Raw genomic sequence first — 23,954 nt, 5'->3', positions numbered from 1 at the left:
CGCCGGCACCGTGTTAATATACGATTCGTTTACGTTTCATATATTAAAAAACATGGGTATCGTCAAGATCTCGGACCAGATGCACGAGAACCTGCGCCTGAGCAGCAGTGCACTGTCCCGCTCCATCAACGCGCAGGCCGAGCACTGGATGCGCATCGGCATGCTGGCCGAGCTGTACCCGGCGCTGAACCACGCGCAGATCTGCCAGCTGCTCATGCGCGCCGAGCAGGCCGGCCATTTCGACCTGGCCGCCATCCTGGCCGACGAAGCGCCGCGCCTGGCCGCCGCCGGAGGTGCGCGATGAGACGCGGCGTTCCGATCAAGTCGCCGGCGGAAGTCGCCCGCGCCCGCGAGGCCGGCAAGCTGGCCGCCGACGTGCTGCGCATGATCGCGCCCCACGTGAAGCCCGGCGCCAGCACCGAGGACCTGGACCGCATCTGCCACGACTACATCGTCCACGAACTCAAGGTGACGCCGGCCAACATCGGCTATCACGGCTACCAGAAGACGCTGTGCGCGTCGGTGAACCAGGTGGTGTGCCACGGCATCCCGTCGCCGGCCAGGGTGCTCAAGGCCGGCGACATCGTCAACCTCGACGTGGCCATCATCAAGGACGGCTGGTTCGGCGACACCAGCCGCATGTACTTCGTCGGCGAGCCCGCGCCGCTGGCCCGCAAGCTGGTGCGCACCACCTACGAGGCGCTGCTGGCCGGCATCCGCCAGGTGCGCCCCGGTGCCACGCTCGGCGACGTGGGCCACGCGATCCAGACGGTGGCGCACCGCGAGGGCTTCAGCGTGGTGCGCGAATACTGCGGGCACGGCATCGGCACCATCTACCACGACGAGCCGCAGGTGCTGCACTACGGCAACCGCGGCGAAGGGCTGCGCCTCAAGGAAGGCATGGTGTTTACGATCGAGCCGATGATCAACGCGGGCAAGCGCCACGTCAAGGAACTGCCCGACGGCTGGACCGTGGTGACGCGCGACCACTCGCTTTCCGCGCAGTGGGAGCACATGGTGGCGGTGACGGCGGACGGCGTGGAGATCCTCACGCCGTGGCCCGACGGCCCCGGCGAGTACGAAGGCATCTAGCCGCGTCCGGTGCGCGTGCGGCGCGCCGCGTCACAGCGGCGAAGCGCCCGAGCCCGCCACGGTGGCGACGGCCAGGCCCAGGCACTGCCCGCATCCGGGCGGCCGGGGAATTTGTGGACGGAAAACCGCTCGATTGTAGGCGTCCGGCGGCGCGCGCCGCGCGAAGCGCCGCGCGCGAATGTGGCCGACCGCACCGTGCACGATATTTCCCTTGGCCGCCGGTTAACGGCGTATGCTGGATGCGCCCTCCGGCAAGCAATGCACCACCACGCCACAGGAGTACATCATGGCCAAGAGTCAACTACGCGGTAATCGCGAAGCCAAGAAACCGAAGCAGCCCAAGAAGCCCGCCGCGCCGGCCACCCCGTTCGGCGCCGTGCAGTCGCGCGTCGGCAACGATGGCGCCGCCAAGAAGAAGTAGCCTCCCCCGCGCCGCGCCGGACCCGGCGCAGGCAGGCGCCGCCACACAGCCGCCGGTTTTGCATCCCGCCAGGTCTTGCCCGATTTAAGTCTTGCTTAAGACTCGGCCCCTAGACTGGGAGCACTCAACAACCCGGATAGGTGGTGCCATGACCCCCCAAGAGATGCAAGCGCTGGAAGGCTTCCTGAACCAGCTGACGCAGGCCCGCGCCGGCGCGAAGGACCCGCAGGCCGACGCGCTGATCGCCGAAGCCGTCGCCCGGCAGCCCGATGCCGCCTACCTGCTGGTCCAGCGCGCCATGCTGCTCGACCACGCGCTGGCCTCGGCCAGGACCCAGATCACCACGCTGCAAAGCCAGTTGCAGGCCGCCCAGGCCGGCGGCGCCAGCCGCTTCCTCGACACCGAGAACGCCTGGGGCGTCCACGCCAACGCCAACCCCAGCCCCGCCGCCGCGGCGCGCCCCGTCATGGCGCCGCCGCCCAGCGCGCCGGCACCGCTGCCGCCGGAACCCCAGGCCATGCCCGCGCAGGCGGCCCGGCCCGGATTCCTCGGCGGCGGCTTCGGCAGCGCGCTGGGCGGCATCGCCACCACGGCGGCCGGCGTGGCCGGCGGCGCGTTCCTGTTCCAGGGCATCGAGAGCCTGTTCCACCGCAACGGCGGCGGCGGCTTCCTCGGGCAGTCCGCCACGGGACAGGCGCCGACCGAGACCGTCGTCAACAACTTCTACGGCAGCGACGACCGCGCGCTGGCGGACGGGCGCGACACCGGCGTGGATGCCGCGCTGGACAACGGCGGGCTCGACGACGGCCTCGACGATTTCCTGGACGACGACTCGTTCAACGCCTGATCCAGCACGTCACGCGCGCGGCGCGGGCATCGCGCCGCGCCGCATTCCCGCCAGCCGCCGCCATCGCCGGAAGCCCTGCTCAACGCGCGCCATATTCGTCATGGCGACGCCACCACACGCCGGTCTCGTTGCGTCCCCTGGGCGCGCGGTCCAGCCACTGGTACATGCCCCACAGGCCGTCCAGCCCGCGCGCGTAGGTGGAATAGGTGTGATAGACCACGCCGTCCTCCAGCACGAACGCGCTCATGCCCGGCCGGTCGCGCGAGTAGGTAGGCGCATCGGTGCCGCAACTGGCGGCGAAGCGCGCGACCGGCTCCGGCACCGGCGCCGCGTCCATCGCGTGGCCGCCGCGCCGGTAGTTGTATTCCACGTCGCCCGCGCGCTGCTGCGCCTCGGTGACCGCGACGTTGAAATCGAAGTTGAAGTCGCCGCCGAGCGAGGACGCCCACGGAAACGTCCAGCCCATGCGCCGCCGGTACGCCAGCAGCTTCGCCAGCGGCGCGCGCGACACCGCCGCCAGCGTGACGTCGTGATGCGCCAGGTGGACGGCGAACCCGTCGAAGCCGTCCGCGAGCGCCGAGCAGGACGGGCAGCCCGCCGTGTAGTCCGGGCCGAACATGAAGTGATAGACCAGCAGTTGCGAACGCCCGCCGAACAGGTCCGCCAGCGAGGCCGCGCCCGCCTCGGTCTCGAAGCGGTACGCCTTGTCCACGCGCACCCACGGCAGCGCCTGCCGCTGCCGCGCCAGCGCGTCGCTGCGCCGCGTCAGCGCCTTCTCCTCCTCCAGCAGCGCAAGCCGCGCCGCCAGCCATTCCTCGTGTGTTCCGGTGATGTGCGTGGTCATGGTTCGTCCTCCTTGGCTTGGCCCGCGGCGCCGCATCCGGCGCGCCGGCCGATGGATGGTCGTGTGCTAGATTAGCCCCGGACATCGAACGGCGGGAGTGACAAGCGTGGCGGGATTCCGATGGACTCGCTGATCACGGCGGCAGCGCGCGCGCTCGCGGCCGGCGATCCGCTCGGCGCGCTCAACCGGATCGCCCTGCGCGACGACGCGCCCGCGCTCGCGCTGCGCGGCATCGCGCTGGCGCAGCTCGGCGATTTCGCGCGCGCGCGGGCGCTGGTGCGCGGCGCCGCGCGCGCCTTCGGCCCGCAGGAAGCCGTGGCACGCGCACGCTGCGTGGTCGCCGAGGCCGAGATCGCGCTGGCCGCGCGCGACCTGGGCTGGCCCGCCCGCGCGCTCGACGCGGCGCGCGCCACGCTCGCCGCGCACGGCGACCCGGTCAACGCCGCGCATGCGGGTTATCTCGCCATCCGGCACCTGCTGCTGACCGGCCGCGTCGACGCCGCCGGGCACGCGCTCGCCGCGCTCGACCCCGCGCCCCTGCCGCCCGCGCTGCGCGCCGCCCACGAACTGATCGCCGCGGGCATCGCGCTGCGGCGCCTGCATGCGCAGGCCGCGCGCGCCGCGCTCGCCCGCGCCAGGCTCGCCGCGCGCGACGCGGGCATCCCCGCGCTGCTGGCGGAAGTCGAGCACGCCGGCGCCGTCCTCGACACGCCCGCCGCGCGCGTGGTCGCGCATGGCGAGTCGCGCCCCGTGCTGCTCGACGAAGTGGAAACGCTGCTGGCATCGCCGGCGCTGGTGGTGGACGCCTGCCGCCACGCGGTGCGCGACGCCGGCCACGCGGTCTCGCTCGCCACGCGCCCGGTCCTGTTCGCGCTCGCCCGCGCGCTGGCCGAGGCGTGGCCCGCCGACGTGCCGCGCGACACGCTCATCGCGCAGGCCTTCCGCACCCGGCACGCCGACGCCTCGCACCGCGCGCGGCTGCGCGTCGAGATCGGCCGGCTGCGCGCGTTGCTGCGCGCGCTGGCCGGCGTGCAAGCCACGCCGCGGGGCTTCGTGCTGGCGCCGCGCAACACGCGCGAGGTGGTCCTGCTGGCGCGCCCGGTCGAGGACAAGCACGCCGCGCTGCTGGCCTGCCTCGCCGACGGCGAATCGTGGTCCAGCTCCGCGCTGGCGCTCGCGCTCGGCGCCAGCCAGCGCACCGTGCAGCGCGCGCTCGACGCGCTGGCCGCCGCCGGCAAGGTGCAGCCGTGCGGCCACGGCCGCGCGCGCCGCTGGATGACCCCGCCCGTGCCCGGATTCGCGACGGCCTTGTTACTCCCCGCGCCGCTGCCGAGTGAGTAGGATGCACTCCACCACCGCGTGACCACGAGGACAGACATGAAACCATCCGCAGCCGAAATCCTCCGCGAATACGGCCCCTTCCCCGGCGTCGACCAGATCGGCGGCGTCACCTACGACGGCCGCCACGTCTGGTTCGCCAGCGGCGACAAGCTCAACGCCCTGGACCCGGCCAGCGGCGAGACCGTGCGCGCCATCGCGGTCCCCGCGCACGCCGGCACCGCCTTCGACGGCCGCCACCTGTTCCAGATCGCCGAAGACCGCATCCAGAAGATCGACCCGCAAAGCGGCCGCGTGCTCGCCACCATCCCGGCGCCCGGCGGCGGCGCCGTCTCGGGCATGGCATGGGCCGAAGGCACGCTGTGGGTCGGCCAGTACCGCGAGCGCAAGATCCACCAGGTCGACCCCGAGACCGGCGCGGTCCTGCGCACCATCGCGTCGAGCCGCTTCGTCACCGGCGTCACCTGGGTCGACGGCGAACTCTGGCACGGCACCTGGGAAAACGAGCAGAGCGACCTGCGGCGCATCGATCCGCAAACCGGCGAAGTGCTGGAACAGCTCGACATGCCGGCCGGCGTCGGCGTGTCCGGGCTCGAGTCCGACGGCGCGGACAGGTTCTACTGCGGCGGCGGCAACAGCGCCAGGCTGCGCGTCGTGCGCCGGCCCGCGCGCGGCGCGGCCGGCGCCGCGGACGAATGAGCGGGCGCGGGCGCCGCGCTCAGTGTTTCTCCGCGGCATCCCTCTCGGCGCGCTGGAAAGCCGGCACCTCGGACAGCCGCAAACCCTCCGGCACGCGCGCGCGCTTGGCATGGCCGACGCGCTGCGCGGGATAGATGCCGGTGTGGCCCGAGAACAGATAGCTCACCACGCAGGCGATGCCCGCGAACACGCCCACCTCCGGGCCGAACAGTTCCATCGCCATGATGGTCGAGGCGATCGGCGTGTTGGCCGCGCCGGCGAACACCGCGACGAAACCCGCGCCGGCCAGCAGCGGCAGCGGCAGCGGCAGCACGTAGGCCAGCGCGTTGCCGAGCGTGGCGCCGATGTAGAACAGCGGCGTCACCTCCCCGCCCTTGAAGCCCGAGGCCAGCGTCGCCACCGTGAACGCCATCTTGCCGGCGAAGTCGTAGGCCGGCAGCGGCCCCTGGAACGCCGCCACGATGGTCGGGATGCCCAGCCCCAGGTATTTGTCGGTGCCGATCAGCATGGCCGCGCCCGCGACCACCGCGCCGCCCAGCAGCGGCCGCAGCGGCCCGAACGCGACGCGGCGCTTGAGCGCGCGCGACAGGCGGTGCGTGGCCTCGGCGAACGTCATGCCGGCCACCCCGAAGACGATGCCCGCCAGCACCATCGCGCCCAGCGTCAGCGGCCCGGGATGCGGCACGAACGGCACCGCGTACGCGGTGTGATGCACGCCCAGCAGCGGCGGGATCAGGTCGCCCACGATGGCCGCCACGAAGCACGGCAGGATCGCGTCATAGCGCAGCCGCCCGATCGCCAGCACCTCCAGCCCGAACACCGCACCGGCCAGCGGCGTGCCGAACACCGAGGCAAAACCCGCGCTGATGCCCGCCATCAGCAGGATGCGGCGCGCCTGCGCGCCGAGCCGGAACAGCCGCGTGAGGTAGTCGGCAAAGCTGCCGCCCATCTGCACCGCCGTGCCCTCCCGCCCCGCCGAGCCGCCGAACAGGTGCGTGACCACGGTGCCGGCGAGAATCAGCGGCGCCATGCGCTTGGGCACGATGCGCTTGGGGTCGTGGATCTCGTCGATGAGCAGGTTGTTGCCGCCCTCCACCGACTGCCCCAGGTAGTGATAGGCCAGCCCGACCGCGAGGCCCGCGAACGGCAGCAGCCACAGCAGCCACGGATGCGACACGCGCGTGGCCGTGGCCCAGTCCAGCGCGACCAGCAGCGCGGCCGAGCCGGTGCCGGCAAGCACGCCGGCGGCGGACGCGAGAACGAGCCAGCGGCCCAGGTAAGGCAGCATCGCCAGTTGTTCCGGCGGAACGAATGTTTTCTTCATGATGACCAGATTCGCAGAACACAAACCTGGACGGCGGGACGCCGCATGGTGATCGCACAGACGCGAGCCTACGACTTCCCTGTCCAGGAACTCGTAGGCATCATCAGCCGACAAGGTTGCTGCCGTCGGCGGTTAAGGGAGGCATGCCATCTCCGCAAGCTGTGCATTTTGCCGCAGCCCGATGCCGGGCGCAAGCGCCCGGCGCGCGCCAGGCCAGCCGGCCGGGTCAGTCGTCCCAGCGCACGCCCGCGAAGCGCTCCACGAGGTAGTTGACCAGCGCCCGCACCTTGGGCGGCAGATGCTTGCGCGACGGATACACCGCGTAGATGCCGAACTCGATGGCGCGGTAGTCCGGCAGGATTTCCACGAGATCGCCGCGCCGGATGTCGTCGGCCAGCATGAAGCTCGGCTGCAGCAGGATGCCGCCGCCGCTCAGGCCGATGGCGCGGCAGGTGTCGCCGTTGTTGCAGCGTACCGCCGGCTGCGTCTGCACCGTGGCCTCGCCCGCCGGGCCGGTGAGGGTCCATTCATTGCGCGAGGCGAAGTGGCTGTACGCGATCACCTTGTGCGCCAGCAGGTCCGCCGGCCGCGCCAGCGGCGGATGCCGCGCCAGGTACGCCGGCGCCGCGCACAGGCGCATGCGCGTGCTGGCCAGCCGGCGGCCCACCAGTGACGAATCCTCCATGCGCGCGATGCGCACCGCCACGTCGAACCCCTCCTCCACCAGATCCACCACGCGGTCGTTGAGGCTGATGTCGAGCTCGATCTTCGGGTGCGCGCGCATGAAGTCCGCCCACAGCGGCGCGAGGTGCGCGATGCCGAAGCTCAGCGGCGCGTTGACGCGCAGCACGCCCGCCGGCTCCTCCGAACCGGACGCCGCCGCGCCCTCGGCCGCGTCCATCAGCGCCAGCACGTCGCGCGCCTGCTGGTAGAAGATGCGCCCCTCCTCGGTCAGCGACAGCCGCCGCGTGGTCCGGTGCAGCAGCCGCACGCCGAGCCGCGCCTCCAGCGCGTTCACGTAGCGCGACACCGCCGCCTTGGACATGGCCAGCGGCTCGGTGGCGGCGATGAAGCTGCCTTTGTCCACCACCGTGCAGAACACCTGCATCTCGAGGGCGCGATCCATGTTTATCTCACCTGCCTTTGTCTCACCTGCCGGGATGATTTGTCGCATTAGACCATCTTTATCCCTGCAACCGAATCTATACACTCGGAATCACGTTCCCACCGATTTGCAGAGGCCCCCATGAACACCCCGATGCAGCACGCATCCCCGGTTCTCTTCGTCTCCCACGGCGCGCCCACGTTCGCCATCGAACCGGGCCCGGCCGGCGCCAGCCTCGCCGCGCTCGGCCAGGCACTGCCGCGCCCCGGCGCCGTGGTCGTGATCTCGCCGCACTGGCACACGCGCGGCGGCGTGCGCATCGGCGCCAGCGCCGCGCCGGCCACCATCCACGACTTCGGCGGCTTCCCCGAAGCGCTGTACCGGCTGCAATACCCCGCGCCGGGCCAGCCCGCGCTGGCCGCGCGGATCCAGTCGCTGCTCGGCGCCGCCGGCTGGCCCGCCACGCTCGATCCGCAGCGCGGACTCGACCACGGCGCCTGGGTGCCGCTGATGCACCTGCTGCCCGCGGCGGACGTGCCCGTGGTGCAGGTCTCGCTGCCCGCGCCGCTCGCGCCGGCCGACGCGCTGCGCCTCGGGCAGGCGCTGCGGCCGCTGCGCGAGCAGGGCGTGCTGATCGTGGCATCGGGCAGCCTCACGCACAACCTGTACGAGTTCCGCGCGTCGCGCGACGGCTCGCCGGAGGCGGCCGGCGATGTGGCCGGCTATGTGGTCGACTTCGCGCGCTGGACCGCCGGCGCGCTGCGCGACAGGCAGCGCGACAAGCTGCTGGCCTACCGCGACCTCGCGCCCGGCGCCGCGCGCGCGCACCCGACCGACGAGCATTTCCTGCCGCTGTTCGTCGCGCTCGGCGCCGCCGGCGAAAACTACACGCTGCGCGTGCTCGACGGCGGCATCACGCACGGCGTGCTGTCGATGGACAGCTATCTGTTCGACGGCCCGCCGGCGCAAACCCGATCCACGCAGCCCGCGCAACGCGAGGTGGCCGCATGAACGACGCGAACGGAATCGCCAGCCTCGAACTGGAACCCCACTCCGGCCTGCACTACCGCCGCGCCTGCCAGCCGCGGGCGCCGCGCGCGCGGCTGGTGCTGCTGCACGGCGTGGGCGGCAACGAAACCAACTTCGCCGGGCTGGAAAGCGACTGGCCCGACGGCCTCGAAGTGCTGCTGCTGCGCGCGCCGCTGCGCATGGGGCCGTCCGGCTTCGCGTGGTTCCCGGTCAGCTTCACCGCCGGCGGCCCGGTCATCGACGCCGCGCAGGCCGAAGCCAGCCGCGCGCGCGTGCTGCGCTTTCTCGACGCCCTGCCGCCGCTGCCCACCGTCGTCGCCGGCTTCAGCCAGGGCGGCATCGTCAGCGCCAGCGTGGGCCTCAGCGCGCCGCACAAGGTCAGCGGCTTCGGCCTGCTCAGCGGCCGCATCCTGCCCGAGATCGAACCGCATATCGCCCCGCCCGAGGCGCTGCGCACGCTGGGCGCCTTCGTCGCCCACGGCCGCCACGACGACAAGCTGCCCGCGTTCTGGGCCCAGCGCGCCGACGCGCTGCTGGCGCGCCTCGGCGTGCGCCGCGAGACCCGCCTCTACGACATGGGCCACGAACTGGTCCGCGCGGAGATCGCCGATTTCGCGCAGTGGCTGCGCCAGACCCTCGATCTCGGTTCGCCGCGCGCGGGCCGGGCATGAATACATCACACAAATGACAATCATTCGTATTTATAATCGTGCGCACCTCGACAGAACCAGGTTCTCCCGGCCGTGCTACGCGACCCCGCCCACCTCACGCTGTTCGCCACCCTGATACGGCACTATGACGACCTGGTCGACCACGTCCGGCGCCGCTTCGGCGACCGCCATTTCGCCCGCGACGTGGTACAGGACGTCTGCGTGCAGGTGCTGGAGCGCCCGCCGGCCGGCATCGTCGCCAGGCCGCTGGCGTTCCTGCGCCACGTCTCCACGCACCGCGCGATCGACCGCTACCGCGCCGAGCAGGCCCGCCAGCAGGCGCTGGACGAATGGGCCGCGGTAACGCAGGCGCATGGCGCGAGCGCGCCGGACGGCGCCCAGGCACTGGCGTTCCGCCAGCAGGTGGACCGGCTCGCCGCGTGCATCGCCGCCCTGCCGCCGCGCTGCCGGGACGCCTTCGTACTGCACCGGCTGCACGACCTGCCGCAGGACGAGGTGGCCGAGCGGCTCGGCATCTCGCGCGGCATGGTGGCGCGGCACATGGCGCGCGCCATGACCCTGCTCGCGCCGGCGCTTGACGAACTGGCCGCCAGCGCCCAACCTCCGGGGTCCGCCTCATGAAGCCGATTGCCGCGCCAGCCCGGGCCAGATCCGACGCGCCCATGGCCGAACCATCCCCGCCCTCCTCCCAGCCATCCCGGCCATCTCCGCCCGCGCCGGCCGATCCGCTCTCGCCGTACCAGCAGGCGCTGCGCGAGCGCTTCCCGTCGGTGGAGGCCATCACGCAGGCCGCCCAGGCGCGCCGCGAGCGCCGGCGCCGCGCGCGGGCCGGCACCGCCGCGTGCGCCGCGCTGCTCGCCGCGGCGCTGTGGGTGGCCGATCCCGCATACCGCACCGATCACGTTACCGCCGCGGCCGGCCAGCCCGCCACGCAGGTGCTGGCCGACGGCAGCGAGATCGAGCTCGACCGCGGCAGCCGCGTCGACGTGGCCTGGCACCTGCGCTCGCGCCAGCTCACGCTGGCCGCCGGCGAGGCGCTGTTCCGCGTCGCCCACGGCCCGCGCGCGTTCACGGTGCAGGCCGGCGACACGCGCGTGCGCGACATCGGCACCGTGTTCGACGTGCGCCGGCATGACGGCAGCACGCGCGTGGTGGTGCTCGAAGGCGCCGTGGAAGTCAGCGCCGGCGGCGACACGCGCCGCGTCGGCGCCAACCAGCGGGTGGACGTGCCTGACGGCGGCGCGCCGTCGGCGGCCAGCCGCGTCGACGCCGAGCGCATCACCGCCTGGCGGCGCGGCAAGCTCTCGTTCGACGGCCTGACGCTGGCCGAGGCGGTGCGCGAGATGCAGCCGTTCACCGCGCGCCGCATCGTCATCGACGACAGCCGGGCGGCGGCGCTGCGCCTGTCCGCCGAGTTCGACCGCGACCAGGCCGACGCCAGGCTGCCGCTGCTGCCCGGCATCCTGCCCGTCACGCTGCGTACCGCGGCGGACGGCAGCGCGCACCTGGCGCTGCGGGCCGGACAGGGCGGCAACTAGCGGCAGCCGGCGAACATCGGCAAACCGCGGCGGCGGCGAACACCGGCCGCCGCCGCGCACCCGAAAATTTTTTCCGCGCGCAGGTGTACATCGCGCGCCTCCCGCTCGGCAACTCTCTGACAAGGCCGGATGCACCGGCCGAATTCGGGAGAAATCATTGAAGCCGATCGTTCGTAACCAGCCCGCGCGCCGCCCGGTGGCGCGGCTGTTGTCTCTGGCCGTGCCGGCCGTGGCCGCGCTGTTCGCCGCCGGCGCCATCGCGCAGAGCGCCGCGCTGGCGGTCGACCTGCCCGCGCAGCCGCTGGCGCAATCGCTCGCGGCGCTGGCGCGCCAGGCCGACGTGCAGATCCTGTTCTCGACCGCGCTGGCCGAAGGCCACCGCGCGCCGGCCGTGCGCGGCTCGCTCAGCGTGGAAGACGCGCTGGGCCGCCTGCTGGCCGGCTCGGGGCTGCGGCTGGTGGCCAACAGCCCGCGCACCTACACCATCGTCGCCGCGCCGGCCCCGGGCGCCGAGGCCACGCTGCCGCCCGTCACCGTGCGCGCGCTGGCCGACCAGCCCGAGCCGCCCGCCGGCCTGGCCTACCGCGCGGACAGCGCCAGCCTCGGCGCCCTGGGCAACAAGGCGCTGCTCGACACGCCCTACAGCGTGGACGTGGTCACGCGCGCGCTGATGGACAACCAGCAGGCGGGCTCGCTGGTGCAGGCGCTCAAGAACGACGCCTCGGTCTCGCCCACCAGCAACAACATCGGCGGCCTGTCCTCGCAGATCGCCATCCGCGGCATCGGGCTGGACCTGCTCAACGGCCGCAAGATCGATGGCCTCAACGTCTTCGGCTGGAGCGGCGACCTGCCGCTGGAGCACTTCGAGCAGCTGCAGGTGCTGCGCGGCGCCACCGGCTTCCTCTACGGCTTCGCGCAGCCCGGCGGCACGGTCAACTTCGTCAGCAAGCGCCCCACCGACACGCCCGTGCGCAGCGTGCTCACCTCCGTCACCGGCAGCGGCACCTTCCTGCTGGCCGGCGACCTCGGCGGGCGCTTCGGCCCCGACGACCGCTTCGGCTACCGCGCCAACCTGGTCGGCGAGGAAGGCGACAGCTATGTCACCGACGGCGGGCGCGTCAAGCGCGGCTCCGCCTCGCTGGCGCTGGACTGGCGCATCCTGCCCAACCTGGTCTGGAGCGCGGACGCGCTGGGCATGGACCGCGTGGTCAAGGGCTCCTCCACCTGGGGCCTCTTCCCCAACGCCAGCGGCACCGACAGCGACTTCACCGTGGCGCAGCCGCCCGGCCCGATCCGCGGCAGCAAGCGCATCTTCTCGCCGTTCACCAGCTACGAGACGCGCGCCAAGGTCTACGGCACCGCCGTCGACTGGGGCTTCGCCGAAGACTGGAACGCGCGCCTGGCCTATCGCGGCTCGGTCATGGACCGGGTCTACCTGAACGGCTCCGTCTACGCCAACGCGCAGGGCGACTACACCGAGGCCCAGTACGGCGGCACCGACCGCTTCAAGACCGACGACGCGCAGGCGCTCGTCACCGGCAAGGCGCGCACCGACTTCGTCTCGCACGACCTCGCCTTCGGCCTGTCCTACGGGCGCACCCGCTCCTACTATTCGAGCGTGTCGAACTACGCCGTGCTCGGCACCGGCAACCTCGCCAACCCGGGCAATTTCGCCAATCCCGGCATCGCCGCCGAGCCCGCCGACACGCTCGGCAGCTACGCCGCGCAGCGCGCCGTGTTCGCCTCGGACACGCTCCATCTCGGCCAGCACTGGGACGTGGTGGCCGGCGTGCGCCGCAACAGCATCAAGGACACCATCAACCATTACGACAAGAGCGCCACCACGCCCACGGCGGCGCTCATCTTCAAGCCGGTGAACTGGCTGTCCACCTACGGCAGCTACGTCGAGTCGCTGGAGCAGGGCTCGACCGCGCCGCTGTCCGCGGCCAACGCGCAGGAAGTGTTCGCGCCGCTCAAGAGCAAGCAGATGGAAGTGGGCGTCAAGGCCGAGCGCGCCAACTGGTCCGCCAACGCCGCGCTGTTCCGCATCAAGCGCGGACTCACGTACACCAATGCGTCGAACGTGTTCACGCAGGACGGCGAAGCGCGCTACGACGGGCTGGAACTGTCCGCGCGCGCACAGGTGACGCCGCTGTGGCTGGTCAGCGCCAGCGTGCTGTTCCTCAACGCCCGCAACGAAAACGTCGCCCAGGAGCTCAACGGCAAGCGCGTGGACGGCACGCCCAAGCAGCAGGCCGCGCTGTACACCGAATACCGCCTGGCGGACACCGGCTTCACGCTCACCGCCGGCCTGCAGTACTACGGCGCGCGCCCGATCGACGCCGCCAACACCGCGTCGGTGCCGTCGTACACGCTGCTCGACGCCGGCGTGCGCTACGTCACGCGCGTGGCCGGCAAGCGCGCCACGGTGCGTTTCAACATCGACAACCTCGCCGACCGGGCGTACTGGCTCACCAGCGCCTCGTACCTGACGCAAGGCGCGCCGCGCACCTTCATGCTGAGCGCGCAGGTCGATTTCTGACCCTTCCCTCCCCGCCGCGCCGGCTGCCTCCGCCGCCGGGCGCGAACCCCGCCGCCGGTGCGCCGTCGCGTGCCGGCGTGCGCCACCATCCTCACTAGGGTTTTTCCCGTGTGAGTAGCGGGCTGTGACCCATGCCCGGCGTCTTCGGCCTATAGTCGTATCGACCCTCCCGCAAGAATGGAGGGAACGACAACGACGGAGACGACATCTTGTCCACCACGCTCACCCCAGGCGCACGCCGGCCCGGCCACGCGGCACGGCCGCGGCGGCAGGATCGTGCCGCATCGCACAACGCCGCCTCTCCCCTCCCGACAACCGCCATGTGAAGCACGCAGGCGCGCGACATCATGCGAGACACCGCCCGCGGCGGACCACGCCCGTCGAACCCCTCGGAGCAGACACCGTGAAAACCATTCCCATCGTGCACATCCGCGAGCGCGGCGATGCAGCGCACAAGACCACGCCGACGCTCACGCGCCGCTCGCTGCTCAAGGGCACCGGCGTGCTGATCGGCACGCTGGCCATCGGCAGCCCGCTGGCGCTGCTGGCGCCGTCGACCGTGTGGGCGCTAGAGCTCGCCGCGCTGGACCAGGGCGAAGGCGAGGCGCTGCTGCGCATGGGCCGCGTGCTGTACCCGCACGAGCGCCTGCCGGACGCCGTCTACGCGCTGCTGGTCAAGGACCTCGACGCCGCCGCGGCCAAGGACGCCGCCGTCGCCAGCCAGCTGCGCGCCGGCGTGGCCTCGCTCGACAAGCTCGCCGGCGGCAGCTTCACCGCCGCCGCGCCGGACCGGCAGCTGGCCGCCGTCAAGGCGCTCGAAGGGCAGCCGTTCTTCGACACCGTGCGAGGCAAGTGCGTGACCGCGCTCTACGACAACGAAATGGCGTTCGCCACCTTCGGCTATCCCGGCTCCTCCTGGGAAAAAGGCGGCTACATCCTGCGCGGCTTCCAGGACCTCAAGTGGCTGCCCGCGCCGCCCGCGGCAGCGAGCCCGCCGCCGTACATGGGTTGACGCCGGCGGCAGTCCCCCGATCCGGCCGCAGAGCCGGGGCAAGACACAACCCGGACGCAACCCGGACACAACCCGAGCCGCGCGCCCGGGCCCACAAAGGAGACATGCACATGGCCAAGTTCGACTTCGGCGACGACTCCGTCGTCGTCATCATCGGCTCCGGCGCCGGCGGCGGCACGCTGGCCAACGAGCTGTGCCAGAAAGGCGTCAAGGTGGTGGTGCTGGAAGCCGGCGGCACGCAATCCAACGCCAGCTTCATCAACGACGAATGGAAAGCGTTCAGCCAGCTCGCGTGGCTCGACAAACGCACCACCTCCGGAAGCTGGCGCGTCGCCAAGGACTTCGCCGGCCTGCCCGCGTGGATCTGCAAGACCGTGGGCGGCACCACCACGCACTGGGCCGGCGCGTCGCTGCGCTTCCAGGAACACGAATTCCGCGCGCGCACGGTCTACGGCGACATCAAGGGCGCCAACCTGCAGGACTGGCCCCTCACGCTGCGCGAACTCGCGCCCTACTACGGCAAGGCCGAGGACAAGATGGGTGTCACGCGCACCCACGGCATCCCCGGCCTGCCCGGCAACAACAACTTCAAGGTCATGTACAACGGCGCCACGCGCCTGGGCTACAAGGAAGTGCACACCGGCAACATGGCCATCAACAGCCGCCCGCGCAACGGCCGCGCGCGCTGCCTGCAGCTCGGCTTCTGCTTCGAAGGCTGCAAGAGCGGCGCCAAATGGTCCACCCTCTACACCGAACTGCCCGAAGCCGAAGCCACCGGCAAGTTCGAGCTGCGCACGCAGGCGCACGCCACGCGCATCGAGCACGACGACAAAGGCCGCGTCCAACGCCGTGCTCTACGTGGACGCCGACGGCAAGACCCAGCGCCAGAAAGCGCGCATCGTCTGCGTGGCCGGCAACGCCATCGAAACGCCGCGCCTGCTGCTGCTGTCCGCCTCCAGCCTGTTCAAGGACGGCCTGGCGAACTCCTCCGGACAGGTCGGGCGCAACTACATGCGCCACATGACCGGCTCCGTCTACGCCGCCTTCAACGAACCCGTGCACATGTACCGCGGCACCACGATGGCCGGCATCGTGCGCGACGAATCGCGCCACGACACCAAGCGCGGCTTCGTCGGCGGCTACGAGCTGGAAACGCTCTCGCTCGGCATCCCGTTCATGGCCGCCTTCCTCAACCCCGGCGGCTGGGGCAGCGACTTCACGTGGTGGATGGACCGCTACACCAGCCTCGCCGGCATGTGGCTGGTCGGCGAAGACATGCCGCGCGAGACCAACCGCGTCACGCTCAACCAGACCGTCAAGGACCAGTGGGGCAACTACGTGCCCAACGTCCACTTCGACGACCACGACAACGACATCGCCATGCGCAGCCACGCCTACACCCAGGCCGAGCGCATCTACGGCGCGGTCGGCGCCATCAAGACCTTCCGCACGCCGCCCTACCCGTCCACCCACAACCTCGGCACCGCGCGCATGAGCGCGCGCCCCCGCGACGGCGTGTGCAACAAATGGGGGCAGACCCACGACATCCCCAACCTGTTCATCAGCGACGGCAGCCAGTTCACCACCGGCGGCTCCGAAAACCCCACGCTCACCATCGTGACGCTCGCCATCCGCCAGGCCGACTACATCGCCGCGCAGATGTCCAGGCGCACGATCTGAGCGCGGCATCCGAGCGAACCCCCAGCCGCCAAGGAGGCCCCCATGTGCGAATTCTTCGTCACGGCCGACCCGATCCACTACGAATCCCGCACGCGCTCGGTGCGCATCCACGGCGTGCACACCAGCATCCGCCTGGAGAACTTCGTCTGGGACACGCTGGCCACCCTGGCCGCCGAAGAAGGCATGACCACCAACGCGCTGATCGTGCAGTTCCACGACGAGATCATGCTCCACCGCGGCGACGTGCAGAACTTCACCTCGTTCCTGCGCGTGACGTGCCTGCGCTACCTGCGCCGCAAATGCGACCGGCTCGAAAGCGCGCAGGAAAGCCTGGCCGAACCCGCGCCGCCCCCGAAGAAAACCACCGTCACCACCCACTAATCATGGCCAAGCTGATCCACACGATGATCCGCGTGCGCGCCCTCGACGCATCGCTGCGCTTCTACGACGAAGTCCTCGGCCTCAAGCCTGCCCACACGCTGGATTTTCCGGACTTCGCGCTGGTGTATCTGCGCAATGCCGAGAACGATGTCGAGCTTGAGCTCACGTTGAACAAGGGGCGCGAGGAGCCCTATACGCATGGCGATGGCTACGGGCATGTGGCGGCGGTCGTTGACGATGTTGCGGCCACGCATGCAGCGCTGACCGCCGCCGGGTACAGTCCGCTGCCGGTCAAGGAGTTCAGGGTTGGGGAGGAGTTGCTAGCGCGGTTTTTCTTCATCCAGGACCCTGACGGATACAAGATCGAAGTCTTGGAAAGGCATGGGCATTATCGGTGAAGTGGCGTCCGGGTCAGACCGTTGTCATGCAACCGGGATAGCGTGCGAAGACTTACAGCCCGGAGAAACACCCTGCTCCGGAGGGGAATCCAGCGAAGGCAAGCATCTGCAGAATCCCCCTCGGGAGGATTGCGATGCGGATACCGCTACTATTGCTGCTGATCGTGACCGGCACGGGCGTCCAGGCCCAGACGATCTATCAATGCCGAAATGCCGCGGGGAAAGTCACGCTCCAGGATTCACCTTGCCCGGACAGCGCCAAGACCGAACTGGCTCGCAAGTCCATCGGGCAGCTTAACGCCGAGGATCGTGCGCAGCCGTTTGTGATTGGGGACCAGCAATCCGCCAAGCGGTTGGCGTCCAGCATTGTCTGCCCTTCCCTTCGGCAGACGTATACGGCAAACCTGGCTTGGTCGGAGCGCGCGATGGCGCGGGGGGATGCAGTTGAGGCGCAGCGGGCGTCGGAGGCGGTTCAAAGGTCGGGGGCGCAGATTTCGGCTAATCGGTGCGAGTGATTGGAAACGTCCCTTGAGCTACACAGGCACAGTCTGAAAATCAGCACTCTGCAATGCCACCTCTCCGCCACACTGGACGCAAATCGACACCGTGACCTATCATCACTACGCCATGAGTCACGCTCTCGTCACCCCTCGTCTGCTCACCTGGTCCCGCCTGCGGGCCGGGCTGTCCGAGTTCGACGTGGCGGACAAAATCCCCGTGAAGCCGGAGAAAGTCTTTGAGTGGGAGGTAGGCGATAGCCAGCCCACTTTCAAGCAGGCGCAGAAGTGGGCCCTTCTGTCTCACATACCGTTCGGATTCCTGTTCCTGAAGGAACCACCCTCTGACGAACTGCCGCTGCCGGACCTGCGCACGCTGGGTGGCGCGGCGCCGGCCCGGCCGAGCCCCGAATTGGTCGATGCGGTAAAGGACGTTCTCTGGAAGCACAGCTGGTATCTGGACTATCTCAAGGAACACGAGTTCGGGCCGCTACCGTTCGTCGGGCGCTTCACCAGCCAGAGCCCTGTCAAGGAGGTCGTCGCGGACATGCGGAAGACACTGCATGTCGCAGAAAATGCCGCGCGGCCAACCCATGAAGAATTCCTTCGCACGCTCATAGCGGCTGCCGAGTCCGTCGGCATACTCGTGATGCGCAGCGGCATCGTGGGAACCAATACCCATCGCAAACTCGACGTGGGCGAATTCCGCGGCTTTGCCATCAGCAACCCGCTGGCGCCCGTGGTGTTCATCAACAGCGCCGATGCGCCGGCAGCGCGGCTCTTCACGCTCGTCCACGAATTGGCGCATGTCTGGATCAACAGCAGCGGCATTTCCAGCGTATCGGTGAACGCCAACCGGCGGGAAGAGATCTTCTGCAACGCCGTTGCCGGCGAGTTTCTCGCGCCGGAGGCCGCCTTCCGCCAAGCCTGGCGCGGCGATGTCGACTGGAAGGAGAACCTTCCCGTGCTCGCCGCCGACTTCAAGGTCAGCAAGCTGGTCATTGCCAGGCGCGCCGCCGATCTTGGCCTCATCGCCAGGGAGGCCTACAGCGGCTACTACCTCGCCGAACTCCAGGCATACCGGGACAAAGACAACGGCGGCGGGAATTTCTACCGCAACGCCGGCGCCAAGAACAGCGCGCGCTTCAGCAGAGCCGTGCTGGCGGAGACGATGCGAGGCAACATGCTGCTGCGCGACGCCGCCAGGCTACTCGGTATCCAGCCATCGAAAATGAAAGCCTACGCCAGTACCGTCACCGAATGAAGCATCTGCTCGACTCCAACACGTTGATTGAGGCAAAGAACCGGTACTACAGCATGACCTTCTGTCCGGCTTTCTGGCAGTGGGTTCATGGCCAAAATCAGTTGTTGCAGGTAGGCAGCATCTCTATGGTTGCCGACGAGTTGAAGAAGGGCAACGACGAACTGGCCCAATGGGCCAAGGACAATGCAGGGCTTTTCATGGATGTCAGCGACGACGCCACGCAGTTGGCCTTCGTTGATGTTGCACGTGTTGTTGCCGAGCAGGCGCCTGTGATGAAAGTCGGTGCTCTTGAAGAATTTATGGCCGGAGCCGATCCTTGGTTGATTGCCAAGGCCATGGCGACCGATGCGATTGTGGTTACGCATGAGGCTTTTCACAGGGATGCTCGGAAGAAGTTCTTTATTCCGAATATCTGCCAGCACTTTGGTGTGCGGTGGATGAATACGTTTGAGTTGCTGGATAAGCTTGGGGCGCAGTTTGTGTTGGCGGCTTAGTGTTTTTTTGGGGCTCTACAATAAGGCTGCCGTTAAGCCTCCCTCCACCCACACGGCGGACGCAGCGCTTGCTAATGGTAAGAGTATTGCCCCCGCTCCAGATCTCTTGCATTGCTTAAACTAGTAACTGCCGATAGGCTTTCGTTGCCAGTCTAGTTCGGCAATAGTTCACGTTTCAACAGCGGTCATAGATTACGAGCCTGCCACTGGCCGCTGTCGGCCACAAAGCGACGCTCGCAGACTGGCCTTGAACGACCGCATGCTTGTCAATAGCTGACGGTCATGACGAAAGATTCTTGTTGTCAGTAGCACTGTCGGTGGCTATTGAGCGGGTTGGGTCGCTCCGAGGAATTATCATGATGCCGGTGGCCCAACGATTTTATTCGCTCAGCGGCAACTATAGTGCAGCGATTTTCGACTAAGCAGAAGACAACGTCAGGCGACCCTCCCCCAAAGTAGGTAATATGACAATCGAGTCCTCCGAGCGGGCAAGTAGATGGCTCGCGCAAATCCACGATCCCGTCGACCGCGAGATCGGTCGTCAGATGCTTCGTGCTCTCCGACTCGTATCGCACTCGGAGTTTGAGCGTGGTGTACAATTCGAAATCGAAAAGATCCTCTCAAGTGTCGGTAAAGAGAACGTTGCCTTAATTTCAGTAACCGAACCTAAGCCTCAGATATTCGATGAAGGGAAGGAGCGGCGCACGCCGGGGAGCAGCGCGGATCGTGTCCGACACATGGTGGAGAACTTGCGCCGAGTCCACGGCGATCGAGTGCTCGCGAACCCCACCGTTGATTCAATGCGAGCGGAGCGAATTCGCAATATAGTCATCGTTGAAGACTATGTGGGAACGGGGAAACGTGTGTCAGATTTCTGGACGGAGCAGATTGACACATCAATAAAGAGCTGGGTTTCTTATGGATGGACCAAGCTATGGTTGGTGACATTCGCTGCAGACGCTGAAGGCCTTCGCCAAGTATGTCGGAGAGTTCCAAAGCTGACCTCAGCGCGAATACATTCTGTCTTGCCGACCACGGCCGCAGGCATAAGGCCAACCATGCCAATGACAGCCTTGGCGATTAAATATGCTCAACGCATATCAAAGTCAGGTATGCCGCTCGGCTTTGGATCGCGCGGAACTTTAGTAGTCTTCGAGCATGGCTGCCCGAACAACGCGCCCACCATCCTGTGGGATTTCGGTAGAAAATGGTCGCCCATTTTTCCGAACCGAGGAATCCCAACAGACATTAGACACTATTTTGATGATGCCAATCCTACGCAGCAGGCTGAATCACTTTGGGACCATGGGCAATATTCATTGGCCGTCGGTTTGCTAGATCACGTCCGTCTTCACCAGGCGAGCCCGATGGAGTGGCGACTCCTCCTTGCGCTGGGTCACTCGTCACGATCTGGATGGAATGACACACGACTCGCCGAGCGCCTGCTAATTCTAACCAGCGAAGTTGCTGAGCTTCGCAGACGCGCCTATCGACTAGGGGTGATAGACACCCAGACTCACCGTCTTACGATCTTCGGCCGAGAGTTCCTATCGCTCGTGAAACGAGGTGCTGGGCGCGAAAATCGCGGGCCGCGCTCGTCTTCCCCATTGCGTCGAGTGACCGATTTATATTATCCTGATTCATGTGGAGGGGTGACCAAGCATCAGTCAAACGTGGCTACCTAATTTGGTAGTTGCGACCTTGTTGCGCTGGAAGGCCAACAATGCGGCATCGGGAGTCCTGATGCCTTGGAAGTAGCTCTCTCTTGATCGAGGTTAACACGCGGTTCAGAGCTTCGAAACAGCGCCTATACCTCTGAGCCGTGTGTTGACCCCGCTTCGCGGGGCGGGATTAAAGTGATGCTTGGCCCTTCTCTCCACGCTATCAAAGCCCACGCTCACGGGCTCAACGAGCAATATGTCAAAGTGCTTGTCGACACGGCCAGACAAATGTCGGTTAAGCGTGTACCGGTTGTATTCACGTTAATGCATTTCGCGACATTGTCGAACACGCCTTGGGCGGCATTGATACAAACGATTGGCCGACGGGCCGAAAATGATTATCGTGTGTTTAATATCCGCAAGAAGTCGGGCGGATTTCGTCGAATTTGCGTGCCCGTCCCACACTTGAAGCGTGCACAGCGTTGGATACACGATCAAATTCTGAAGAGTCGAGGTGCGCTTGACTATCTACATGAGGCTTCCAAGGCATACGGTGACGGCGATAGTATTCTGAATAATGCGTCCGTACATGCTGGTAGTGAGTGGATAATTAAAGTCGATATTAAGGACTTTTTTGAATCCATTTCAGAGAGGCAGGTTTACCACGTTTTTAGGAAGTTTGGATATAGAGCTTTGCTCGCCTTCGAATTGGCAAGGCTTTGCACTCGAACAGCGCCACGTCGATATGACGGGCAGCCGCGTCGCAGAGATAAAACTTGGCGTTGGGGCAGTCCACAAGTTGCTGGTAAGGTGCCATACCGTTCGCGTACAACCGTCGGGCACCTGCCCCAAGGTGCACCTAGCAGCGCCATGCTGGCAAACTATGTAGCGGCATCCTTGGACACGAAAATCCAAACAATCGCAGACGCCGCTGGTGCGGCGTATACCAGATACGCAGACGACATCGTTCTATCGTTGACGAACTCCGATAGAGAATCGTGCCAAGAGATTTTTCGCCAGGTGTGCTTGGCAGTCACGACAGCCGGCTTCAGGTTGAATGAAAAGAAGTGCCTCATTCGCGGACCGGGAAGTCGAAAAATTGTCACTGGCCTAGTAGTAAACGATGTCAAGCCACGCTTAACCAAGTCGATCAAGGACGAGATCGAACTTTCCCTGTACTACATCGGAAAATTTGGTCTTCTGTCGCACGCCAAGCGCAGGAAAACCAAAAGTCCGCTCGGTTACCTGAACCACCTGACTGGACTCATCCACTTTGCTCACTCTGTAGATGACCGTTTTGGGGCTTGGGCTCAGAAAGAGTTCGATCGCGTGCTAGCTCCCGAACGCGAGACAGTTGAACTGCTACGAAGCTTCAGTGGCCGCCCTCGCCCGAATCGGCACATGCTCGGTTAGATTCATTTAGGTGATGCAATTCGATTTGAATTGCTCATGATTTATTGGAGGCGCACACAGCTGAAGTATGGCTATGCATGAATCAGGAATGTCTCTTGTTGCAGGAACTTAAGACGGTGGCCCGAATTTATTGCGTGGCTGTAATGGGTCGGCAGCAGCCCTCTGACAGCCTCGCCCAATGTCCGCTTACCGGCCCCTCCCTTAGCTCAAAAAAAATGGCCAACAAGTTCAAACACCTGTGAGCCATTCCCTGTAAACAACAGTCAGTGTTCTAGGTAGGCTAGGTCCAAGAGCCACTTGTCTCACCCATCAACCACCTCCCGCCCCGCCACCCCCACCATCTCACTCAACGCCAACACCTCCCCCGCCAGCTCCGCAGCCAGCGAAAAAACACTCTCCCGCTCCATCGGCTGCAGGCCGTTGGCCGAACCATCGGCCACCACAAAATCGCTGGCCATTAACAACAACGCATGCAGCTGCGCAGCCTTCAATACCGCAAGGCTCAGGGGATTTTCATGTGGGAAGCGCGCAGTCAAGGACATGTCTGCGCCGTTGTGGTCGACGGTGATGCCGTCTCGGGTGTGCTGGTGCATTGGGCGTTCTCGCAAGCTGAAATAAGGTGTCCACCGGATGCCGGCGGTTCGTCCTTCGTATTCAGGCTGCTATTCCCGGTCGCCGCAGAAAGCGGCAACGACTAGAGTCTAGCTCCGAGTTGGCGTGCGATTTGATAACTTCTGTTACCAACCGCAGATTTTTTTGCACCCCTGAACGCCAGTCCCACAACCGCCTGCAACACCCTCCACCCTGGCATTTCAGCAGTCACAGCAAACGCCTCGCTCAACTGCGGCGACGCAGGATCAGCAAACGCGCGCGCCTGGACCGAGCCCAAAGTCACTGCATGCGCAAGCACCCGGCACATGTCCGTCTTCAGCAAGAACATGCAACAAGGCCCCGCATTGCGGGGCCTTCAGGCTGTTGATGAAGTCGGCCTGGCGCTTTGTGGCACGCTGCTCTCCCGTGTGCGGGGCAGCGGCGGGGGAGGAAATCAGGTGCTCTGCAAAGTGACCGCGTTCGTCATTCGCAAGCGCTCTGCCCTCTCCCCCGCCCCCTCTCCCACTGCGCGGGAGAGGGGAGCAAACCGGGAAGTCAGTCAGCAGATCAGCAACCACGCAGCGCGGGGCCACGCCGCTGCAATACCTGCACCACCTCAAGCCTTCCGGTGCGCATCCTTATCCAGCTCACGTTCCGCCGCGTCGCCAGTGGCACCCTTGTAGTAAAGATGCACGCCGATGGCCAGCGAGTCGTGGCGGATTTCCTGCAGGGTCTTCCACGCCTTGTCGGGTTCCTTGAACACGAGGTAGTGCGCTTCCTGCGCGATCAGCTCGGCCGTCTGGTGCAGCCCGTGGTTGTGCAGCGCGCCGACCAGGGCGTCCAGGCTGCGGTGGGTGCGGGCGTCGGTGCGCGGGTAGAGCATGTGCAGGATGGCGACGTTCTTCTCGGCGACCAGCGCTGACAGGGCGACGACGATTTCCTGGTGGTTGAGCGCCGTGACCACGCGATCGGGGTCGCCGATGTGCCTGGAGAACAGGGCTTCGAGGATGGAACTCATGAATGCACTCCTTTGCTGCTGACTACTGGCTGGGGACGCGCGCCGGCCGGGCCGGCGCTGCTGCCTGGTTCCGTGGCCGTCGCCTTGTGGCGGCG

24 protein-coding genes, 1 pseudogene and 1 riboswitch are annotated in these 23,954 nt (G+C 67.2%); of the genes and pseudogenes, 20 read left to right on the top strand and 5 right to left on the bottom strand.

Annotated features, from left to right (window positions below; translation table 11 throughout):
- Positions 1-52: 52 nt before the first annotated feature.
- The 4 genes from KF708C_RS00215 to KF708C_RS00200 all read left to right on the top strand — a co-directional run bounded on the left by KF708C_RS00215 (position 53) and on the right by KF708C_RS00200 (position 2,360).
- The gene (locus KF708C_RS00215) at positions 53-304 is read left to right on the top strand and encodes a ParD-like family protein (RefSeq protein WP_020204452.1); all 252 of its coding nucleotides are present in this window, start codon (positions 53-55) and stop codon (positions 302-304) included.
- Positions 301-1,092 (top strand): type I methionyl aminopeptidase, encoded by a 792-nt coding sequence (gene map / locus KF708C_RS00210; protein WP_020204453.1) that lies wholly within the window; start codon positions 301-303, stop codon positions 1,090-1,092. Before KF708C_RS00215 ends, map begins: the two co-directional genes overlap by 4 nt.
- A 286-nt stretch (positions 1,093-1,378) precedes the next feature.
- The gene (locus KF708C_RS36860; RefSeq protein WP_269432131.1) at positions 1,379-1,513 is read left to right on the top strand and encodes a hypothetical protein; all 135 of its coding nucleotides are present in this window, start codon (positions 1,379-1,381) and stop codon (positions 1,511-1,513) included.
- Positions 1,514-1,661: 148 nt separating this feature from the next.
- The gene (locus KF708C_RS00200; RefSeq protein ID WP_059410374.1) at positions 1,662-2,360 is read left to right on the top strand and encodes a DUF2076 domain-containing protein; all 699 of its coding nucleotides are present in this window, start codon (positions 1,662-1,664) and stop codon (positions 2,358-2,360) included.
- A 79-nt stretch (positions 2,361-2,439) separates the two neighbouring features.
- Here the strand turns inward: KF708C_RS00200 and KF708C_RS00195 are convergent, their stop codons facing one another.
- Positions 2,440-3,204, bottom strand: coding sequence for a DUF899 domain-containing protein (locus tag KF708C_RS00195; protein WP_059410373.1), 765 nt, complete (start codon positions 3,202-3,204; stop codon positions 2,440-2,442).
- 120 nt (positions 3,205-3,324) lie between these two features.
- Between KF708C_RS00195 and KF708C_RS00190 the strand changes: the two genes are divergently transcribed.
- Positions 3,325-4,545, top strand: a complete 1,221-nt coding sequence (locus KF708C_RS00190; RefSeq protein WP_059410372.1) for a hypothetical protein — start codon at positions 3,325-3,327, stop codon at positions 4,543-4,545.
- 36 nt (positions 4,546-4,581) lie between these two features.
- A complete protein-coding gene (locus tag KF708C_RS00185; protein ID WP_020204458.1) occupies positions 4,582-5,241 on the top strand; it encodes a Vgb family protein in 660 nt (219 codons plus the stop codon).
- Positions 5,242-5,260: 19 nt separating this feature from the next.
- Here KF708C_RS00185 and KF708C_RS00180 read toward each other — a convergent pair whose 3' ends face one another.
- Together KF708C_RS00180 and KF708C_RS00175 are read right to left on the bottom strand one after the other, a co-directional pair.
- Entirely contained in the window at positions 5,261-6,565 is a 1,305-nt protein-coding gene (locus KF708C_RS00180) for a voltage-gated chloride channel family protein (RefSeq protein WP_059410371.1), read from the bottom strand.
- Between the two features lie 87 nt (positions 6,566-6,652).
- Positions 6,653-6,728: riboswitch (Fluoride riboswitch) on the bottom strand.
- Positions 6,729-6,791: 63 nt separating this feature from the next.
- Positions 6,792-7,691: a LysR family transcriptional regulator gene (locus tag KF708C_RS00175; RefSeq protein WP_059410370.1), complete on the bottom strand. Its 900-nt coding sequence runs from the start codon at positions 7,689-7,691 to the stop codon at positions 6,792-6,794.
- Between the two features lie 120 nt (positions 7,692-7,811).
- On the opposite strand from KF708C_RS00175, the gene KF708C_RS00170 reads away from it, so the two are divergent.
- From KF708C_RS00170 to KF708C_RS34230, 14 genes and pseudogenes are all read left to right on the top strand, one after another.
- A complete protein-coding gene (locus KF708C_RS00170) occupies positions 7,812-8,681 on the top strand; it encodes a DODA-type extradiol aromatic ring-opening family dioxygenase (protein ID WP_156173673.1) in 870 nt (289 codons plus the stop codon).
- Positions 8,678-9,370: an alpha/beta hydrolase gene (locus KF708C_RS00165; RefSeq protein ID WP_059410369.1), complete on the top strand. Its 693-nt coding sequence runs from the start codon at positions 8,678-8,680 to the stop codon at positions 9,368-9,370. Before KF708C_RS00170 ends, KF708C_RS00165 begins: the two co-directional genes overlap by 4 nt.
- A gap of 72 nt (positions 9,371-9,442) precedes the next feature.
- Positions 9,443-9,991 (top strand): RNA polymerase sigma factor, encoded by a 549-nt coding sequence (locus tag KF708C_RS00160; protein ID WP_059410368.1) that lies wholly within the window; start codon positions 9,443-9,445, stop codon positions 9,989-9,991.
- 41 nt (positions 9,992-10,032) lie between these two features.
- Positions 10,033-10,908 (top strand): FecR family protein, encoded by an 876-nt coding sequence (locus KF708C_RS00155; RefSeq protein ID WP_063922928.1) that lies wholly within the window; start codon positions 10,033-10,035, stop codon positions 10,906-10,908.
- Between the two features lie 157 nt (positions 10,909-11,065).
- Positions 11,066-13,450 (top strand): TonB-dependent siderophore receptor, encoded by a 2,385-nt coding sequence (locus tag KF708C_RS00150; RefSeq protein WP_082079380.1) that lies wholly within the window; start codon positions 11,066-11,068, stop codon positions 13,448-13,450.
- Positions 13,451-13,853: 403 nt separating this feature from the next.
- Positions 13,854-14,462, top strand: a complete 609-nt coding sequence (locus KF708C_RS00145) for a twin-arginine translocation signal domain-containing protein (RefSeq protein ID WP_059410365.1) — start codon at positions 13,854-13,856, stop codon at positions 14,460-14,462.
- Between the two features lie 110 nt (positions 14,463-14,572).
- Positions 14,573-16,142, top strand: a pseudogene (locus KF708C_RS00140) (GMC family oxidoreductase).
- Positions 16,143-16,184: 42 nt separating this feature from the next.
- Complete coding sequence (locus tag KF708C_RS00135) at positions 16,185-16,523, top strand: ribbon-helix-helix domain-containing protein (RefSeq protein ID WP_020204468.1); 339 nt, start codon at positions 16,185-16,187, stop codon at positions 16,521-16,523.
- A 2-nt stretch (positions 16,524-16,525) separates the two neighbouring features.
- Positions 16,526-16,921, top strand: coding sequence for a VOC family protein (locus KF708C_RS00130; protein ID WP_059410364.1), 396 nt, complete (start codon positions 16,526-16,528; stop codon positions 16,919-16,921).
- A gap of 152 nt (positions 16,922-17,073) precedes the next feature.
- Positions 17,074-17,436: a DUF4124 domain-containing protein gene (locus KF708C_RS00125; protein ID WP_197090295.1), complete on the top strand. Its 363-nt coding sequence runs from the start codon at positions 17,074-17,076 to the stop codon at positions 17,434-17,436.
- A gap of 91 nt (positions 17,437-17,527) precedes the next feature.
- Positions 17,528-18,682, top strand: coding sequence for an XRE family transcriptional regulator (locus KF708C_RS00120; protein ID WP_197090294.1), 1,155 nt, complete (start codon positions 17,528-17,530; stop codon positions 18,680-18,682).
- Positions 18,679-19,176, top strand: a complete 498-nt coding sequence (locus tag KF708C_RS00115; protein WP_059410362.1) for a DUF4411 family protein — start codon at positions 18,679-18,681, stop codon at positions 19,174-19,176. The genes KF708C_RS00120 and KF708C_RS00115 overlap by 4 nt, the downstream gene beginning before the upstream one ends.
- Positions 19,177-19,640: 464 nt before the next feature.
- Positions 19,641-20,861, top strand: a complete 1,221-nt coding sequence (locus KF708C_RS37115; RefSeq protein ID WP_441601682.1) for a phosphoribosyltransferase-like protein — start codon at positions 19,641-19,643, stop codon at positions 20,859-20,861.
- Between the two features lie 174 nt (positions 20,862-21,035).
- Positions 21,036-22,250 carry a reverse transcriptase family protein gene (locus KF708C_RS34230; protein WP_156173671.1) on the top strand — a complete coding sequence of 405 codons (1,215 nt, stop codon included), beginning with the start codon at positions 21,036-21,038 and terminating at the stop codon, positions 22,248-22,250.
- 302 nt (positions 22,251-22,552) lie between these two features.
- On the opposite strand, the gene KF708C_RS00110 is transcribed toward KF708C_RS34230, so the two are convergent.
- Together KF708C_RS00110 and KF708C_RS00105 are read right to left on the bottom strand one after the other, a co-directional pair.
- Positions 22,553-22,843 (bottom strand): hypothetical protein, encoded by a 291-nt coding sequence (locus KF708C_RS00110; RefSeq protein WP_059410361.1) that lies wholly within the window; start codon positions 22,841-22,843, stop codon positions 22,553-22,555.
- A 614-nt stretch (positions 22,844-23,457) separates the two neighbouring features.
- Positions 23,458-23,859: a hypothetical protein gene (locus KF708C_RS00105; RefSeq protein ID WP_020206943.1), complete on the bottom strand. Its 402-nt coding sequence runs from the start codon at positions 23,857-23,859 to the stop codon at positions 23,458-23,460.
- Positions 23,860-23,954 lie beyond the last annotated feature (95 nt).

The sequence above is a fragment of the Cupriavidus basilensis genome (genome assembly GCF_000876015.1).
GTDB lineage: Bacteria > Pseudomonadota > Gammaproteobacteria > Burkholderiales > Burkholderiaceae > Cupriavidus > Cupriavidus basilensis_B.
This window is presented reverse-complemented; position numbering and strand designations above follow the sequence as displayed.

What these genes read in the sequence shown, in the direction of transcription:
- KF708C_RS00215 (WP_020204452.1), top strand. Translation starts at nt 53, where the DNA reads ATGGGTATCGTCAAGATCTCGGACCAGATGCACGAGAACCTGCGCCTG.
- map (WP_020204453.1), top strand. Translation starts at nt 301, where the DNA reads ATGAGACGCGGCGTTCCGATCAAGTCGCCGGCGGAAGTCGCCCGCGCC.
- KF708C_RS36860 (WP_269432131.1), top strand. Translation starts at nt 1,379, where the DNA reads ATGGCCAAGAGTCAACTACGCGGTAATCGCGAAGCCAAGAAACCGAAG.
- KF708C_RS00200 (WP_059410374.1), top strand. Translation starts at nt 1,662, where the DNA reads ATGACCCCCCAAGAGATGCAAGCGCTGGAAGGCTTCCTGAACCAGCTG.
- KF708C_RS00195 (WP_059410373.1), bottom strand. Translation starts at nt 3,204, where the DNA reads ATGACCACGCACATCACCGGAACACACGAGGAATGGCTGGCGGCGCGG.
- KF708C_RS00190 (WP_059410372.1), top strand. Translation starts at nt 3,325, where the DNA reads ATGGACTCGCTGATCACGGCGGCAGCGCGCGCGCTCGCGGCCGGCGAT.
- KF708C_RS00185 (WP_020204458.1), top strand. Translation starts at nt 4,582, where the DNA reads ATGAAACCATCCGCAGCCGAAATCCTCCGCGAATACGGCCCCTTCCCC.
- KF708C_RS00180 (WP_059410371.1), bottom strand. Translation starts at nt 6,565, where the DNA reads ATGAAGAAAACATTCGTTCCGCCGGAACAACTGGCGATGCTGCCTTAC.
- KF708C_RS00175 (WP_059410370.1), bottom strand. Translation starts at nt 7,691, where the DNA reads ATGGATCGCGCCCTCGAGATGCAGGTGTTCTGCACGGTGGTGGACAAA.
- KF708C_RS00170 (WP_156173673.1), top strand. Translation starts at nt 7,812, where the DNA reads ATGAACACCCCGATGCAGCACGCATCCCCGGTTCTCTTCGTCTCCCAC.
- KF708C_RS00165 (WP_059410369.1), top strand. Translation starts at nt 8,678, where the DNA reads ATGAACGACGCGAACGGAATCGCCAGCCTCGAACTGGAACCCCACTCC.
- KF708C_RS00155 (WP_063922928.1), top strand. Translation starts at nt 10,033, where the DNA reads ATGGCCGAACCATCCCCGCCCTCCTCCCAGCCATCCCGGCCATCTCCG.
- KF708C_RS00135 (WP_020204468.1), top strand. Translation starts at nt 16,185, where the DNA reads ATGTGCGAATTCTTCGTCACGGCCGACCCGATCCACTACGAATCCCGC.
- KF708C_RS00130 (WP_059410364.1), top strand. Translation starts at nt 16,526, where the DNA reads ATGGCCAAGCTGATCCACACGATGATCCGCGTGCGCGCCCTCGACGCA.
- KF708C_RS00115 (WP_059410362.1), top strand. Translation starts at nt 18,679, where the DNA reads ATGAAGCATCTGCTCGACTCCAACACGTTGATTGAGGCAAAGAACCGG.
- KF708C_RS37115 (WP_441601682.1), top strand. Translation starts at nt 19,641, where the DNA reads ATGACAATCGAGTCCTCCGAGCGGGCAAGTAGATGGCTCGCGCAAATC.
- KF708C_RS34230 (WP_156173671.1), top strand. Translation starts at nt 21,036, where the DNA reads ATGCTTGGCCCTTCTCTCCACGCTATCAAAGCCCACGCTCACGGGCTC.
- KF708C_RS00110 (WP_059410361.1), bottom strand. Translation starts at nt 22,843, where the DNA reads ATGCACCAGCACACCCGAGACGGCATCACCGTCGACCACAACGGCGCA.
- KF708C_RS00105 (WP_020206943.1), bottom strand. Translation starts at nt 23,859, where the DNA reads ATGAGTTCCATCCTCGAAGCCCTGTTCTCCAGGCACATCGGCGACCCC.